The sequence below is a fragment of the Leuconostoc sp. UCMA20149 genome (genome assembly GCF_030400235.1).
GTDB classification, from domain to species: Bacteria; Bacillota; Bacilli; order Lactobacillales; family Lactobacillaceae; genus Leuconostoc; species Leuconostoc pseudomesenteroides.
On record NZ_VJYC01000001.1, the window covers coordinates 65,193 to 80,123 of the forward strand.

14 protein-coding genes are annotated in these 14,931 nt (G+C 39.0%); 12 read left to right on the forward strand and 2 right to left on the reverse strand.

Translation table 11 applies throughout. The features are described from left to right. The first annotated feature begins 96 nt into the window (after nt 1–96). The 3 genes from nrdE to nrdF are packed head-to-tail and all read left to right on the forward strand — an operon-like array spanning nt 97 to nt 3,744. Nucleotides 97–2,268: a class 1b ribonucleoside-diphosphate reductase subunit alpha gene (nrdE, locus tag FF105_RS00460; protein ID WP_010279340.1), complete on the forward strand. Its 2,172-nt coding sequence runs from the start codon at nt 97–99 to the stop codon at nt 2,266–2,268. A 58-nt stretch (nt 2,269–2,326) separates the two neighbouring features. Then, entirely contained in the window at nt 2,327–2,770 is a 444-nt protein-coding gene (locus FF105_RS00465; RefSeq protein ID WP_010279338.1) for a class Ib ribonucleoside-diphosphate reductase assembly flavoprotein NrdI, read from the forward strand. Then, entirely contained in the window at nt 2,770–3,744 is a 975-nt protein-coding gene (gene nrdF, locus FF105_RS00470; RefSeq protein WP_010279337.1) for a class 1b ribonucleoside-diphosphate reductase subunit beta, read from the forward strand. The genes FF105_RS00465 and nrdF overlap by 1 nt, the downstream gene beginning before the upstream one ends. 31 nt (nt 3,745–3,775) lie before the next feature. Here the strand turns inward: nrdF and FF105_RS00475 are convergent, their stop codons facing one another. After that, nucleotides 3,776–4,441, reverse strand: a complete 666-nt coding sequence (locus FF105_RS00475; RefSeq protein WP_010279758.1) for a phosphatase PAP2 family protein — start codon at nt 4,439–4,441, stop codon at nt 3,776–3,778. 55 nt (nt 4,442–4,496) lie between these two features. On the opposite strand from FF105_RS00475, the gene FF105_RS00480 reads away from it, so the two are divergent. Then, a complete protein-coding gene (locus tag FF105_RS00480; RefSeq protein WP_010279755.1) occupies nt 4,497–6,035 on the forward strand; it encodes a bifunctional metallophosphatase/5'-nucleotidase in 1,539 nt (512 codons plus the stop codon). Between the two features lie 78 nt (nt 6,036–6,113). On the opposite strand, the gene FF105_RS00485 is transcribed toward FF105_RS00480, so the two are convergent. Beyond that, nucleotides 6,114–7,109, reverse strand: a complete 996-nt coding sequence (locus FF105_RS00485) for a ketopantoate reductase family protein (RefSeq protein WP_010279751.1) — start codon at nt 7,107–7,109, stop codon at nt 6,114–6,116. A 255-nt stretch (nt 7,110–7,364) separates the two neighbouring features. Here FF105_RS00485 and xylA point away from each other — a divergent pair, with 255 nt between their 5' ends. The 8 genes from xylA (at nt 7,365) to FF105_RS00525 (ending at nt 14,925) form a co-directional block, all read left to right on the forward strand. Then, the gene (gene xylA / locus FF105_RS00490; RefSeq protein ID WP_290045921.1) at nt 7,365–8,711 is read left to right on the forward strand and encodes a xylose isomerase; all 1,347 of its coding nucleotides are present in this window, start codon (nt 7,365–7,367) and stop codon (nt 8,709–8,711) included. A 102-nt stretch (nt 8,712–8,813) separates the two neighbouring features. Further along, nucleotides 8,814–10,325 (forward strand): xylulokinase, encoded by a 1,512-nt coding sequence (gene xylB, locus FF105_RS00495; RefSeq protein WP_010279744.1) that lies wholly within the window; start codon nt 8,814–8,816, stop codon nt 10,323–10,325. Nucleotides 10,326–10,424: 99 nt separating this feature from the next. Continuing rightward, nucleotides 10,425–11,051, forward strand: a complete 627-nt coding sequence (locus FF105_RS00500; RefSeq protein WP_228934779.1) for a VanZ family protein — start codon at nt 10,425–10,427, stop codon at nt 11,049–11,051. Beyond that, the gene (locus tag FF105_RS00505; RefSeq protein WP_010279735.1) at nt 11,035–11,253 is read left to right on the forward strand and encodes a DUF1146 domain-containing protein; all 219 of its coding nucleotides are present in this window, start codon (nt 11,035–11,037) and stop codon (nt 11,251–11,253) included. The genes FF105_RS00500 and FF105_RS00505 overlap by 17 nt, the downstream gene beginning before the upstream one ends. Nucleotides 11,254–11,362: 109 nt before the next feature. After that, nucleotides 11,363–12,355 (forward strand): rod shape-determining protein, encoded by a 993-nt coding sequence (locus tag FF105_RS00510; RefSeq protein WP_010279731.1) that lies wholly within the window; start codon nt 11,363–11,365, stop codon nt 12,353–12,355. Beyond that, nucleotides 12,355–12,564 (forward strand): DUF2969 family protein, encoded by a 210-nt coding sequence (locus tag FF105_RS00515; RefSeq protein ID WP_139967847.1) that lies wholly within the window; start codon nt 12,355–12,357, stop codon nt 12,562–12,564. The genes FF105_RS00510 and FF105_RS00515 overlap by 1 nt, the downstream gene beginning before the upstream one ends. Before the next feature lie 142 nt (nt 12,565–12,706). Then, the gene (locus FF105_RS00520; RefSeq protein ID WP_010279725.1) at nt 12,707–13,921 is read left to right on the forward strand and encodes an FtsW/RodA/SpoVE family cell cycle protein; all 1,215 of its coding nucleotides are present in this window, start codon (nt 12,707–12,709) and stop codon (nt 13,919–13,921) included. Then, nucleotides 13,921–14,925 carry a DUF2785 domain-containing protein gene (locus FF105_RS00525; RefSeq protein WP_010279723.1) on the forward strand — a complete coding sequence of 335 codons (1,005 nt, stop codon included), beginning with the start codon at nt 13,921–13,923 and terminating at the stop codon, nt 14,923–14,925. Before FF105_RS00520 ends, FF105_RS00525 begins: the two co-directional genes overlap by 1 nt. The last annotated feature ends 6 nt before the right edge of the window (nt 14,926–14,931 follow it).

Below are 14,931 nucleotides of genomic sequence, written 5' to 3' on the forward strand. Positions count from 1 at the left end.
CGAGCATCTTGCGACGCAGCCGCAATGATGCTTTTTTATTAGATTATTTTGTAAAATAAGCAGTAAAAATATGAAACAAAAAAAGAGGATAGCGTTATGCCATTGAAGACATTAGATATTGATAAAGTTACTTACTTTGATTTAAACAATCAAATCAACATCCCAAAGAACAACCAAATTCAAATTGAAAAGGATCAGGAGGCGCTTGATGCATTTTTAACTGAGAATGTGTGGCCAAATGTACTTAAATTTGACTCGTTGTCACAAAGATTTGAGTGGCTTTTTGACAATGATTTTTTGGAGCGTAGTTTTATTGAAAAATATCGAATGCCTTTTATTGAAGAACTATATGCCTACCTTGACAGTGTGCATTTTAACTTCAAGTCATTTATGGCTGCCTTTAAATTCTATAATCAATATGCCTTGAAAACTAACGATGGGGAACACTATGTGGAAACCTATGTTGATCGTGTCGCTATGAATGCATTGTACTACGCGGATGGCAATGAAGCTTTAGCATTACGATTGGCTGATGAAATGATTCACCAACGATATCAACCGGCAACACCTTCCTTTTTAAATGCAGGACGTGCGCGTCGTGGTGAATTGGTGTCATGTTTTGTGATACAAACATCAGACGATATGAACTCAATTGGCCGAACAATAAACTCTGCACTACAATTATCAAAAATGGGTGGTGGCGTTGGCATTAATGTTTCTAACGTTCGCGAAGCTGGTGCACCAGTAATGGGCATTGCAAATGCTGCGGGCGGCGTTGTACCAATCATGAAATTACTTGAAGATTCCTTTACTTTTTCATCACAGGTTGGTGCACGACAAGGCGCCGGGGTTGTTTATTTATCAGTCTTTCATCCCGATATTTTGGCATTTTTGTCAACTAAAAAAGAAAATGCGGATGAAAAAATTCGTGTTAAGACCTTGTCACTTGGCTTAACTGTCCCAGATAAGTTTTATGAACTAGTTAAAGAAAATCAACCGATGTATCTTTTTAGCCCAGAAGACATTGAAAAAGTCTATGGTGTGCCATTCAACTATGTTGATATTACAGGTGAATACGATAATATGGTCGCTAATGAAGCGATTCGTAAATACCGCATTGACCCTCGTATGCTAGAAGAAGAAATCTCTAAGCTGCAGCAAGAATCAGGTTACCCTTATATTATTAATCTTGATACTGCAAATAAAACCAATCCAGTTAAAGGGAAGATAGTGTCTTCAAATTTGTGTTCAGAAATCTTGCAGGTCCAAACGCCATCAGATTTGAACAATGAGCAGCAATATACAAAGCTTGGATCAGACATCAGTTGTAACTTGGGTTCAATCAATATTGTTAACATGATGCAGACTGATAATTTTGAGGAATCTGTTGACACAATGGTGCGTGCACTGACTTTTGTCTCTGATTCATCAAACCTAGATGTTGTGCCTTCTGTTGCGTTAGGTAATCGTGAGAAGCATGCGATTGGATTGGGTGCCATGGGCTTGGCTGCCTACTTCGCACAAAATAAAATGTACTATGGTGACGAAGAGGCATTGGACTTTACATCTACATTCTTTATGACGCTTAATTATTACTCAATCAAGTCATCTATGAAAATTGCCAAAGAACGTCATGAACAATTCTTTGAATTTGATCAATCAACGTATGCAAGTGGTGATTATTTCAACACATACCTAGAAAAAGATTGGACACCAAAAACAGCGAAGGTTCAAGAAGCATTTTCAGAGCATCACTTACCCACTAAGCATGATTGGGCTGAATTACGAGACAATGTGATGAAGTATGGCATGTACCATGCTTATCGTCATGCGATCGCACCAACTGGTTCTATTTCCTATGTTAATGATACAACAGCTTCTTTGTTGCCAATTGTTAATCGTATTGAAGAGCGACAAGAGGGTATGATCGGGAAAGTGTATTATCCTGCACCAGGATTGAGCAATGAAACAATGCCTTATTATATCTCAGCCTATGATACTGATATGAGAAAAGTAATTGACGTTTACGCGGCTGCGCAAGAGCATATTGATCAAGGTATGGCGTTAACATTCTTTATGCGGTCAACATTGTCAGATGATTTGTATGAATGGAAAAAGGGTCGTACAGATAAAATGACAACGCGTGATTTGACTATTTTACGTCATTATGCGTTTAATAAAGGCTTGAAGTCAATTTATTATGTTCGAACATTTACTGATGATAATCAGGAATCTGGTGTGAGTGAGTGCGAAAGTTGCTCAATTTAACAATTAAAAGATGTTGCGCAGCAAACAATAACGATAAAAAATTCTGGATGAGAGTTGAATGACACACATTAATTTATTATATGCCTCAACAGAAGGTAATACGAAATCATTTGTTGAAAAGCTTAAAAAAGTTGCTATCGAACAAGGAGATACTCTGAACGCTCGCTTAATTGGTGATGAAACAGAGTATGCTAATGAAACAGAACCCTTTTTTGCACTCGTACCAACGTATTTAACTGGTGGAACCGGTACAGGACCGGAAGTAACTGAGATTTTTACTAACGCGTTGGGCGAATATATTGATTTTGGCAATAATGCACGTCATTTAAAAGGCGTTGTGGGATCAGGTAATCGCAATTTCAATGTTCAGTTCAATTTAACAGCTATTCGTTATGCGAAAAAATTTAATGTGCCGATGATTGCTGCTTACGAGTTACGTGGTAGTGTGTTTGATGCTGAAATAATATATAATAAAATAAAACGTAATATTGGAGAACAATAATGGCACATATTAATAACGGATCATACACAGCAATTAACTGGAACAACATCGAAGACGAGTTGGATAAAGCAACGTGGGAAAAGTTAACCCAACAATTTTGGTTAGATACACGTATTCCGATTTCCAATGACTTGAAGCATTGGCGTGGTAATATGTCTGATCAAGAGCGTGAAACGATGAATTTAGTGTTTGGTGGCTTAACAACGCTAGATACGCTTCAGTCACAAGATGGTATGGCACAACTTAAGTTAGATGCTATCAACCAGAAGGAAGAGGCGGTGTTAAACAATATTCAATTTATGGAATCTGTTCATGCGAAGTCATACTCTTCCATTTTTGAAACGCTAAATGAAAAAGCTGAAATTGAGAAAATTTTTGATTGGGCTGATACCGACGAATTTTTGCAATTTAAAGCACACCGGATTAACGATATTTACCAAACAGGCACAGCCTTGCAGAAGAAAATTGCTTCTGTATTTCTAGAAACATTCTTATTCTATTCAGGATTTTATACACCATTATACTTCTTGGGACATAATAAAATGTTGAATGTCGCTGAAATTATTAAATTAATCATTCGCGATGAGTCAGTGCATGGCACTTATATTGGGTATAAATTCCAGATTGGATTTAATCAATTATCTGAAGAAGAACAAACAGAACTACAAACATGGATGTACAATTTACTTTATGAATTGTACGAAAATGAAGAAAAGTACACACACGAATTGTACGATGAAATTGGTTGGACAGAACAAGTTTTGACATTCTTGCGTTATAATGCAAACAAAGCGTTAATGAATTTGGGTCAAGAACCAATGTTTCCTGACGGCGCAGATGATGTGAATCCCGTTGTTATGAACGGACTTTCAACCTCAACAGCTAACCATGATTTCTTTTCTGGTGTTGGAAATGGCTATCTACTTGGTGAAGTTGAAGCTTTGGATGATGATGATTATAAGAAGTGGCTATAAGACCCAAAAAAAAATCGCGCAAGCGATTTTTTTATATTTCTTCATGTTCGAATATTGATATCTTGGTGAGTCGCTTGGCTAGTGGAGAATACAAAGAAGCGGCTAGAATCACCCACGCGTAGGCAAATAGTACACTGGCAACTGTGTCACTTAAATAGTTCGCGCTAAAGTATAAACGTGACAATAATGACATGAGTCCTACGAGAGTGATAGCCCATCCACTAATCAATTGGCTCCTTGGAGAAGTTATATTGGGTATAACAAGTAGCAATAAAATGAAGATAGCTGTAAAAATTCCAAATATGTGTAGGCTTGGAAAGGAATAACCCGTATCACTCAGTAGATGTCCGATTGGTCGATTCCGTTCTACTAATTGGCATACGATGAAAGCTAAAAGTTCACCAAGAACAATGGTCAGCACAGACCATATAGCTGGAATTCGAAGGCCAGCCACAAGTAGTACACCAGCTAAAATAAAAATATAAATTAAATCAACAACCGGAGACCCGAGAAATGAAAAAATCGACATAACGATGTCATTTAATCCTGTTTGCGTTGCTGACATAAAGTATCGAATACCATCATCTATACCAATCGGTATGATAAAATTAATTTTAACAAAAATCGTTAATAAAATTGCTAATACAACGAATAGAATCGCGCGCCGTATTTGTTTGTTTTTAACGGAAATAATCATGCAACTAATCTCCAAAATATCTTTTTCTATATTCTTCTAGTATAAAGGAAATCACATGCGAATTACAATACTATCAACAAGTGATACCCACGGATTTGTCACACCCACTGATTTCAAGCAGCGTGATGATATGCATCAGCCATTTGGTTTTTCGCGTGCAGCACAAGTCGTTTCTAATGCACGCCTCCAAGAAGCTGACGATGAAATTGTGATTGCGATTGAAAATGGTGATTTTATTCAAGGGTCTCCTTTGACGAACTTCATTGCTCAAAAGGCACAGCAATTTATACCTGTGTATCAAGAAATTTATGATTCGGTAGGATTCGATGCCAGAGTATTAGGAAATCATGAGTTTAATTTTGGTGTTGACTATTTAAAGGCGACTGAAAGCGACAAAGACGTCATAAATGCTAACCTATTAAAAGCAAATGGCGTTCCTTTCATGGGGAAACCTTATAAAATTGTGCATCGGAAGGGAGTTAAAATTGCTATTTTGGGTTTGACAACGGCATATATTCCACATTGGGAACAACAATCAAACATTGCCGGTATTTTATTTAATGATCCTGTTGCCGTTGCAAAAAAATGGGTACCAAAACTCCGAGAACTGGCTGATGTTGTAATTGTTTCCTATCATGGCGGTTTAGAACGTGATCCATTGTCCGGTGAACTAACAGAAACAGATCGGGGTGAAAATCAGGGCTATGCCTTGATGCGTGATGTGCCTGGCATTGACGCCTTAATTACTGGTCATCAGCATCGTCGTCTTGCTGGAAAAGTAAATGGCGTACCTTTTACGCAGCCTGGGTATCGCGGTTCAGATGTGGGGTGTATCCATCTTGATTTACAGAATCAAATAAGTGATGCATCATTAATTCAGACAGCAACAAGTGTACCCCAACAAAAAGTGATGTCGGCAGTTGATACTGCACAACAGGCGACGGAACAATATTTAGATAAGCCATTGGGGCATCTTACCCAATCAGCGAAATTTGCTGATCCTTTTGCGGCAAGACGAGATAATCATCCATATATTCAATTAATTAATCGCATTGCGTCTGAACGTTTAGGGGTAGATATTGTAGCCAATGCTATCTTCAATGATGCCATACATGGGTTTGACACTCAGGTAACGCGACGTGAAGTGGCTATTAATTATCCATACGCTGAAACGTTGGCTATACTCAAAATAACGGGATCCGATTTTAAATTAGCCTTAGAAAAATATGCCAGTTATTTTAGCGTGTTGAATGACAAAGTAATCATTAGTCCAAACTATCAATATCCCAAGCCGCAACATTATAATTATGATATATGGTATGGCATAGTTTATGCGTTTGATATTAGCCAACCAATTGGTTCGAGATTAGTTGATTTGCAATACCATGGTCATCGTGTTGCTGATGAGGATGAATTAAAAGTTGGGATGACAACTTATCGAGCGATTGGTGGCGGCGATTTTAGTATGTTTTCACCAGATAAAATTATTTTTGAAGACACCGAAGAAGTGGCTGATATCATTGCGGATTATTTTATGCAACATGGTACTGTGACTTTGACGGATGCGCATAATTTCAAACTCTTTAAATCCTAACCTACAATTCATTAGCATGAAATCCCCAGCAATGACTGAAGTTATTGCTGGGGATTTTTACAAAAAAATATTTTTCAATTATGCACCAGTATAATCTGGTGATAATTTATTGACTGGTGGGGTGAACTTACGCATAGCTTCCGCAAGATGAACAAAGTTTGTGACCAGATGATGATTAGGCGCTTGTGTACCATTTTTGTCAGCCAAATCTGCAATCCAGCCGTTGATATAGTCGACTTCTGTCGGGCGACCCTTAACAAAGTCTTGATACATAGATGGAAAATGTAAGGGGTTAGCGACATTTGAAACGTAATCAACTTGTTTGACCATGTCGTCACGCGATTCGATGAGTTGGATGCCAGCCGCTTCGGCAGCATCGTAAGCCTCGTTAACCAATGGTCGAGCAATACCTTCTAAGAAACCGTCATAGGCCATTAACTGACCCATGCGTGATTGGAACATTGTAGCAATTGAGTTCTCCACTGCGTTAAAGAAGACTTTTGTCAAAAGAGTTCCCATGAAATTTTCAGTGTAAGACGGGTTCAAATGTGCTGCTTGAAAATCTTTTTGCACTTGATCCATTACTTCAGATGGCTTTTCTGTCAAATTGGCATAGACTGATGAGCCGGCACTTTCAGCACCCATGAAATCGACGTCGCCGTAATCATTCAAGACAGTGGCAATCATAGCCGTACCACCAATAATGTGTTCATCATCAAAATAATGTTGTAGTTTTTCGATATGGCCCATACCATTCATTGCACCAAGTGCTGTTTGACCTGGCTTAAACTTTGGCGCAAGACGGTCAAGTGTATCTTGCAATTGCATTTGCTTCATAAAGAAAATCCAAACATCTGGGGAACCCTGATATTCTTCAGGTGAAAAAATGTTAATTTTAATTTCGTGACGATCTTTGTGATCACGTGATTTCCAAACTTTGTTACCCTGTTGGCGAATTTTATCTAGGCTTGCTTGTGTTGGCTCAACATAGTCAACTGAAACACCGGCATTTTCTTGTAGTAAAATACCATATCGTAGCCCCATTGCACCCGCACCTACAACTGTATATTTCATAATATTTAACGTCCTCCAATAAATGATAGTTTAATACTAATCTTTTTCTAATATACTGTCAATATCAATACAGAAATGTTTAGAACAAATATTATAAACGGCTAAATATATCGAATATTTCTTTGATTTATAAGAAAGGGCTTGCAAGGAATTTGGAAAGGATATATAATTATTCATGTAAGTTGGTTGTATAAACCAACCAACTAAAAAACAATTAAAAGACAGATGTTTAATCATCTAGGAGGAACAAACAACATGGCTGAATTATTCTCTTTTCCTAAAGTAGAATTCGTAGGTAACAAATCTTTGCAAGCTGGAGATGGCTTCCATTACTACAACGCAGACGAAGTTGTAGCAGGTAAGAAGATGAACGAATGGCTCAAGTTCTCAGTTGCTTACTGGCATACAATGGACCAACGTTTGGTTGACCCATTCGGTGAAGGTACAGCAACACGCCCTTGGGATAAAGAAGGCGAAGAAGGCTCAATGGCTTTGGCTTTGGCTAAAGTTGATTACATGTTTGAATTTTTGGAAAAGACAGGCGTTGAATACTTTGCATTCCACGATCGTGATTTGGCACCTGAAGGCAACACTTTGGCAGAAACAAATGCAAATCTTGACAAAGTAATCGACAAGATTGAGCAAAAAATGCAAGAAACTGGCAAGAAATTACTTTGGAACACAGCGTCATTGTTCACTAACAAGCGTTTCTTGGCTGGTGGCGCAACATCACCATTTGCTGAAGTATTTGCATACGCTGCTGGACAAATCAAGCATTCATTAGATATTGCTAAGCGTTTGGGTTCAGAAAGTTATGTATTCTGGGGCGGCCGTGAAGGTTACGATTTCTTGTTAAACACTGATACAAAGCGTGAATTAGATCATATCGCAGCGTTCTTCAAGTTAGCTAAAGACTATGCTAATGAAATTGGCTACACAGGGCAATTCTTGATCGAACCAAAGCCAAAAGAACCAACACAACATCAATATGACTTTGATGCCCAAACAACAATTGCTTTCTTAAAGACTTATGGTTTGGAAGACACATTCAAGTTGAACTTAGAAGGTAACCACACTTATTTGGCTGGTCACACATACGAACATGAAGTACGTTTTGCACGTGAAGCTGGTTTGTTGGGATCACTTGATGCTAATATGGGCGATAAGTTGATTGGTTGGGATATTGATGAATTCCCTAACGACATCTATGAAGCAACATTGGTTATGTACGAATTCTTGAAGAACGGTGGCTTGCCAACTGGCGGTTTGAACTTTGATTCAAAGCCACGTCGCCAAAGCTTTGAAATGGATGATTTGTTCTATGCTCACATTGCTGGTATGGACATCTACGCTGCTGGCTTGAAAGTAGCAGCTAAGTTGATTGAAGATCAAGTGATTGAAAATGTTTTGAAAGAGCGTTATGCTTCATTTGACGAAGGTATTGGTGCAGACTTTGAAGCCGGCAAGTTGACATTGAAGGATTTGGCTGAATATGCTGAAAACAAGACAGATGCTGATATCAATGTTACTTTGAAATCTGGTCGTCAAGAACAAATTAAGCAAACTTTGAATAATTACATTTTCTCAGTATTGGGTGCATAATTTAAGTTTTCCGTGTTCCACCAAAAGATTTGCACGGACAAGGGTCGGGACGTTGTGTTCCGATCCTTTTTATCACAACAAAAGAAGAATGAGGTACTAACTATGACATCAGTTGTTTTAGGTGTTGATCTTGGCACGTCGGCGGTTAAAGTATCAGCCGTTGATCGTACGGGTAACATCGTTGCGCAACAAAGTTTTGATTATCCACTTTCATATCCAAAACCTGGGTATGCCGAACAAAATCCGGAAGATTGGGTCAATGGGACAACGGTTGCCATTGTTAATTTAATTTTAAAAGATGGCATTAAGCCCTCTGAAATCGATGGTATTTCTTTTTCTGGACAAATGCATGGCTTAGTTTTGTTAGATGCTAATAATCAAGTATTACGTCCAGCGATTCTTTGGAATGATACGCGTACGACAGCACAGGTGACTGAAATCAATGAAACACTTGGTCAAGAATTTATTGATATTACACGCAATCGTGCCTTAGAAGGGTTTACCTTACCAAAAATCCTCTGGGTAAAAGAAAATGAACCAGAAATCTTTAAGCAAGCCACGACTTTTGTTTTGCCCAAGGACTATGTGCGTTATCGCATGACCGGTAAACTACAAATGGAGTATTCAGACGCGGCTGGCACAGTAGCTTTTGACGTTGCGAAGAAGACGTGGTCAAAAACAATTCAAGAAGTTTTTGAGTTACCGGCTTCATTCTTCCCAGAAGTGATTGAATCGATTGGTTATGCGGGGAACATTACTGAATCATACGCGACTTTCTCGGGTCTAGATACGCACACCAAAGTCTTTGGTGGCGCAGCTGATAACGCTGCGGGTGCTGTGGGGGCTGGCATTTTAGAGCCAAATATGGTGATGTCGTCAATTGGGACATCAGGTGTTGTGTTGAAGTATGAAGACAATGCAAATGTTGATTATAAGGGCGATTTGCACTTCTTTAATCATGCTATTCCAAATAAATTTTATTCCATGGGTGTTACTTTGGCGGCGGGCTATTCATTATCTTGGTTTAAAAATACGTTTGCAAAAGATGAAGATTTTAGTGATTTTGTTGCTTCTGCTGAACAATCGACTGTTGGCGCTAACGGTTTAATTTTCACACCTTATCTTGTGGGTGAACGGACACCGCATCCAGATGGAGATGTTCGTGGCGCATTCTTAGGTGTTGATGGCACTCATCAGAAATATGATTTTGTGCGTTCAGTTTTGGAAGGTATTATTTTCTCATTCCGCGATATCTTTGATATTTATGATCGCGAGGGCGCTGATTTTGACACGGTGGTTGCTATTGGCGGTGGCGCTAAATCACCATTATGGTTACAAATTCAAGCCGATATTTTTAGTAAAAAGGTTACAACATTGCGTAATGAGCAAGGACCTGGATTGGGTGCGGCAATGCTTGCAGCGACTGGTCTTGGATGGTTTGATACAGTTCAAGATGCTGCTAAAAGTTTTATTTCATTTGGTGCTACGTATGAACCAATCGCTGACAATGTTGTGAAGTATCAAAAGGTGCACGCTGCTTACAAAAAAGCTTATGCTGCAACGGCAGAAATTTCGCATGATTTGATGAATTATCGTCGTGAAAATGCCGAATAAGAAAGGAAAGAATCGTTGCTGAAACGGTTCTTTTTATTTTGGAAATAAGGTCATGCTGGACGACAAATGGTATAATATTAAGTTATGCACACTGTTTATTTGAACAATCAACAATACACAGCGCAAAATGTTAATGCTAGTCTTGTGGTAGCGTTTTTAAGTGTTATTTTACTACTACGCTATCTCCTGAAATCCAAAGGTGAAGGCGCGTTGGCTTGGCAAAATATCTTGGGACGACTAGCATTGGCGGGTTACGCCGTCTTAGTTGCTTTTTTAACCTTGACCTTTTATCGCTGGCCCTCTTTTGGCACATATATTGATGTCATTAAAGGATACGGGGGTTTAGGACAATATGAGTTTTGGCGGCTTTCAGTCTTTCACCCTGAGGGCGTGGCTTTTAGTTGGTATCAAATGTTAGCCAATATCTCATTATTTATCCCATTGGGATTGTTGGCACCATTAGTTTTACCTAAATGGCGTGGTATTTTCAAAATTATACCTAAGATTTTTTTAACGTCCTTAATCATCGAAACAATTCAAGGTATCAGTACTTTTTTTTATCTTTCTAACCGTCTATTTGATGCCAATGATTTGGTCACAAACACTACTGGTGGGGTGATTGGTTATATTTTATATAAATTTGTTGTGCGATACATTAGAATTGAAAAACAGCTTTTTAGTCAAGGTAAACATTTTAAGGAGAAACAAGATGAGTCCGATTTTTGACCTGAGCTTAACCCTAATCATGATATATTTCTTTTTTTGGGCAATTAGACCAATTAATTTTGCTAAATTCATGCCTTATACACCGGTTCAGGCAACTTTTTTGAAGGTCATGCTAGCAATTATTGGTGGCTATTTACTCTCAAGCTTCTTTATTTCAATTACGCAATGGGTCTTGCAAATTCCGGATGCAGTTCTGAAATGACCGATTAACGAGAGAATCCACCGCAAAAAAAGTGGTATTATGGTATAATTTACTGGATTATGTACGACGAAAAATATAGTACGAAAGCTAAAAATCTTGGAGAAATAAAATGGCAAAAGATATTGGAATTGATTTAGGAACAGCCAATGTTCTGATTTACGTCGAAGGCAAGGGGATCGTCTTAAACGAACCGTCAGTTGTCGCAGTTGATGACAAAACTGATCGTGTATTGGCTGTTGGATCAGAAGCTTATCGCATGGTGGGTCGTACACCAGGGAATATTCGCGCAGTACGCCCTTTGAAAGATGGTGTGATTTCTGATTTTGACGTTACAGAAGCAATGTTGACCTACTTCGTCGACAAACTAAATGTTAAAGGGTTCATGTCAAAACCTAATATCATGATTTGTGCGCCAACTAACATTACGGAAATTGAACGTAAGGCCATCATTCAAGCTGCTGAAAAAGCTGGTGGTGCCAAAGTTTATTTGGAGTATGAACCAAAGGTCGCGGCAGTTGGTGCTGGACTGGATATTTTTAAGCCAATTGGTTCAATGGTGATTGATATGGGTGGTGGAACATCTGATATTGCCGTATTGTCATTGGGCGATATCGTTGTCTCTGAATCAATCCGAGTGGCCGGTGACAAGATGAATTTTGATATTGTCAATTTCTTAAAACGTCGTCACAACTTGATTGTTGGTGAACGCACAGCCGAAACCATTAAAATCCAAATCGGATCTGCATTACAAGTTGATGAGCCATTGACTATGGAAGTGCGTGGTCGTGATAATTTTGAAGGCATGCCAAAAACAATCACAATTAACTCAAATGAAGTTGAAGAATCACTGCATGATACGCTGCAACAAATTGTTCGTGCGGCTCACTCCGTATTGGCCAAGTTACCACCAGAATTAGCAGCTGATATTATTGATCGCGGTATTATGTTGACGGGTGGTGGTGCTTTGCTACATGGTATGGATCAACTGCTATCTGATGCACTTGAAGTGCCAGTTGTTGTGTCAGATTCACCACTTGATAACGTGGCTAAAGGTGCTGGCGCACTTCTTGAGCACATGAAGGCAGGACATCGAGGTCTATAATGAGTAAAAAAAATCAAAGCTTTGGGGTCGATCTTGTCGCAACAGACGGACGGACGCAAGTGTTAGTCGATAGTAAAGAAATCGGATACATTGAGAAAACGACACGCGGGTTTGCTGGGTATTTCGGTAAACAAGCCGTGATTAATCAGGCAAAAGATGAAGATGAGGCTTTACAAGCGATTCTGGCAAGCTTTAATTTGTATCAATAAATAAAGCACGTCGTGATTTTTCGCGGCGTTTTTTGTACATAAATCGATTGAAATATTAATTGTGTAATAACTTATACCATCCTTCTTGGGGTTAAGCACAAAGTAGCGTTAAACAAGAAGTGATTAGCATTTTGGAGATATCATGCAGCAAAGACGACAAATTTCAAAACGAACATCTGGATCAGAATTAGACTGGGGTATTATTTTAGCCTTGCTATTATTTATGATTATTGGTTTGAGTGCCTTGTTTGAAGCAGCTACGCATATGCAAGGTTCAACCGCTGGAACAGCGCTTCGTGCAGTAATTGTGCAGGGTGGGTTTTGGTTTATTGGCGGCTTGATTATTGTTTTTTTGCTACGATTTGATGAATCACAGCTGTGGCGATTAGCCCCTATTGCCTATGGATTAGGCGTATTTTTGCTGGTGGCTGTTTTGATATTCTATAACCGATCGATGGCTCTTGCGACAGGAGCAAAGTCGTGGTTTGTGTTTGGGCCGATCTCATTTCAACCTTCTGAAGTTGTTAAACCAGCATTTATTTTAATGCTAGCAAGGGTAGTGGCACAGCATAATCGTGATTATCCAACGCACGCGGTGCAGAGTGATTGGATTTTACTAGGGAAAATGGCGTTGGTATTTTTGCCTTTAGCTGCATTGATCGCCCTACAAAATGATTTAGGAACATTACTTGTTTTCATTGCAATATTTGGTGGTGTTACGTTGGTTTCTGGTGTTACTTGGCGAATTTTGGCGCCTGTCATCATTGCTGGTGTTGTTTTGGGAACTACTTTGTTAACGCTTGTTATTTCAACTGCAGGACGAGAAATTTTATCTGTGTTAGGGTTTCAAAGTTATCAATTTGCACGTATCGATACATGGTTGCATCCAGCGACTGACACTTCAGGTGATGGTTACCAAACCTATCAAAGTTTAAAAGCCATTGGGTCAGGACAATTAACAGGTAATGGGTGGGGTGCGCTAAAAGTTTACGTACCCGTACGAGAGTCCGATATGATTTTTTCAGTCATTGGTGAAAGCTTTGGATTCATTGGCGGTGCGTTCTTGATTGCTTTGTATTTTGGCCTTATTTACTTACTAGTTCGTGCTACTTTCCGCGCGCAAAGTGCTTTTTACGCTTATATAGCAACAGGCGTTGTGATGTTGGTGTTATTCCATGTTTTTGAAAATATTGGTATGAGCATTGGGCTATTGCCGTTAACAGGAATTCCATTGCCTTTTATTTCTCAAGGTGGCTCATCACTTATTGGTAATTTAATAGGTGTTGGTCTGGTACTTTCTATCAGCTATCAAAAGAAAAATACAACTTTTACTGAATCAACAGGGTTTTCAATCTAATGACAGAATTCGAAAAATTAAAGCAAGAATTTGTTGCGTTACGTCAAAAAGTCCGGGATGGTAATATTTTTCAGTCCTTGGGTGATTTAATGGCAGAAGCTTTACGCGAAATGCCCCCTAAACCGTCGACTGAAGTCATACTACCAGTAGATGGTGAGTACGCTTTACAAAGGATACAAGAATATACACATCAACTGGATCTTATAGCTGAAGCAGATCCAGATGTGCAGCATGTTGATTTTCATATCAGTGATACTGACTTACATGTCATTACTGAGCAGCTGGCTAATCCGCAGCCACAGTACAGAGACACAGGCGCTTTCTTCTTTTTAAGTGACATGGTGCAAAATGATTTACTAGCGCCAGAACAGCTTCGGTGGTTAACTGAGTACTTGTCATCGGATGAGCAATTATTCAGTCATATATTGGAACCACACAATGATGGCATTTATCGACGTTCATTTAGCGTTATGATTTTGTCATTACTGTTATACGCGAATCGGGCAAAAAAGCCATTTTTGTCAGATGGTCAATTAGACGATCTAATTGACCAGGTTGCCTTATATGCTGCTTTAGAGCGGGATGGTCGTGGTTTCATTGGTCAAAATGGCTGGGCGCATGCCTTTACTCACGTTGGTAATGCTGCTGCTGAAATATTTTTGATGCCACAACTTATAAGAGCAGACAAATTATTTTTGATGAGTGCGATGCTTGCTGGCTTTAGGGAACTGTCGGACCCGCTGACATTTGGTGAAACAGGCCGATTGGTGGAAGTTTTGTCAAAATTGGCAAAACAACATGCCCTATACAGCGACTATATGTTGTTAACGCTTAAAAATTGGCGTAAAGATTTGGTGACGCAAACACCACCAAAAACGCAAGCACGTTGGCAACAATTTTATAATCGATCACAGTTTTTTCACGAGATTATCTTACTTAACCCAAGTGATGTGCCCAAAGCAATTACTGATTATGTTAACGAGACCAAAAATTACTTGAGTTAGTGACAT

Bases quoted from the DNA above. Each gene is read 5' to 3' on its own strand.
- xylB (WP_010279744.1), top strand. From the start codon at position 8,814: ATGACATCAGTTGTTTTAGGTGTTGATCTTGGCACGTCGGCGGTTAAA.
- FF105_RS00520 (WP_010279725.1), top strand. From the start codon at position 12,707: ATGCAGCAAAGACGACAAATTTCAAAACGAACATCTGGATCAGAATTA.
- FF105_RS00505 (WP_010279735.1), top strand. From the start codon at position 11,035: ATGAGTCCGATTTTTGACCTGAGCTTAACCCTAATCATGATATATTTC.
- FF105_RS00510 (WP_010279731.1), top strand. From the start codon at position 11,363: ATGGCAAAAGATATTGGAATTGATTTAGGAACAGCCAATGTTCTGATT.
- FF105_RS00485 (WP_010279751.1), bottom strand. From the start codon at position 7,109: ATGAAATATACAGTTGTAGGTGCGGGTGCAATGGGGCTACGATATGGT.
- FF105_RS00475 (WP_010279758.1), bottom strand. From the start codon at position 4,441: ATGATTATTTCCGTTAAAAACAAACAAATACGGCGCGCGATTCTATTC.
- nrdE (WP_010279340.1), top strand. From the start codon at position 97: ATGCCATTGAAGACATTAGATATTGATAAAGTTACTTACTTTGATTTA.
- FF105_RS00480 (WP_010279755.1), top strand. From the start codon at position 4,497: ATGCGAATTACAATACTATCAACAAGTGATACCCACGGATTTGTCACA.
- xylA (WP_290045921.1), top strand. From the start codon at position 7,365: ATGGCTGAATTATTCTCTTTTCCTAAAGTAGAATTCGTAGGTAACAAA.
- nrdF (WP_010279337.1), top strand. From the start codon at position 2,770: ATGGCACATATTAATAACGGATCATACACAGCAATTAACTGGAACAAC.
- FF105_RS00515 (WP_139967847.1), top strand. From the start codon at position 12,355: ATGAGTAAAAAAAATCAAAGCTTTGGGGTCGATCTTGTCGCAACAGAC.
- FF105_RS00525 (WP_010279723.1), top strand. From the start codon at position 13,921: ATGACAGAATTCGAAAAATTAAAGCAAGAATTTGTTGCGTTACGTCAA.
- FF105_RS00465 (WP_010279338.1), top strand. From the start codon at position 2,327: ATGACACACATTAATTTATTATATGCCTCAACAGAAGGTAATACGAAA.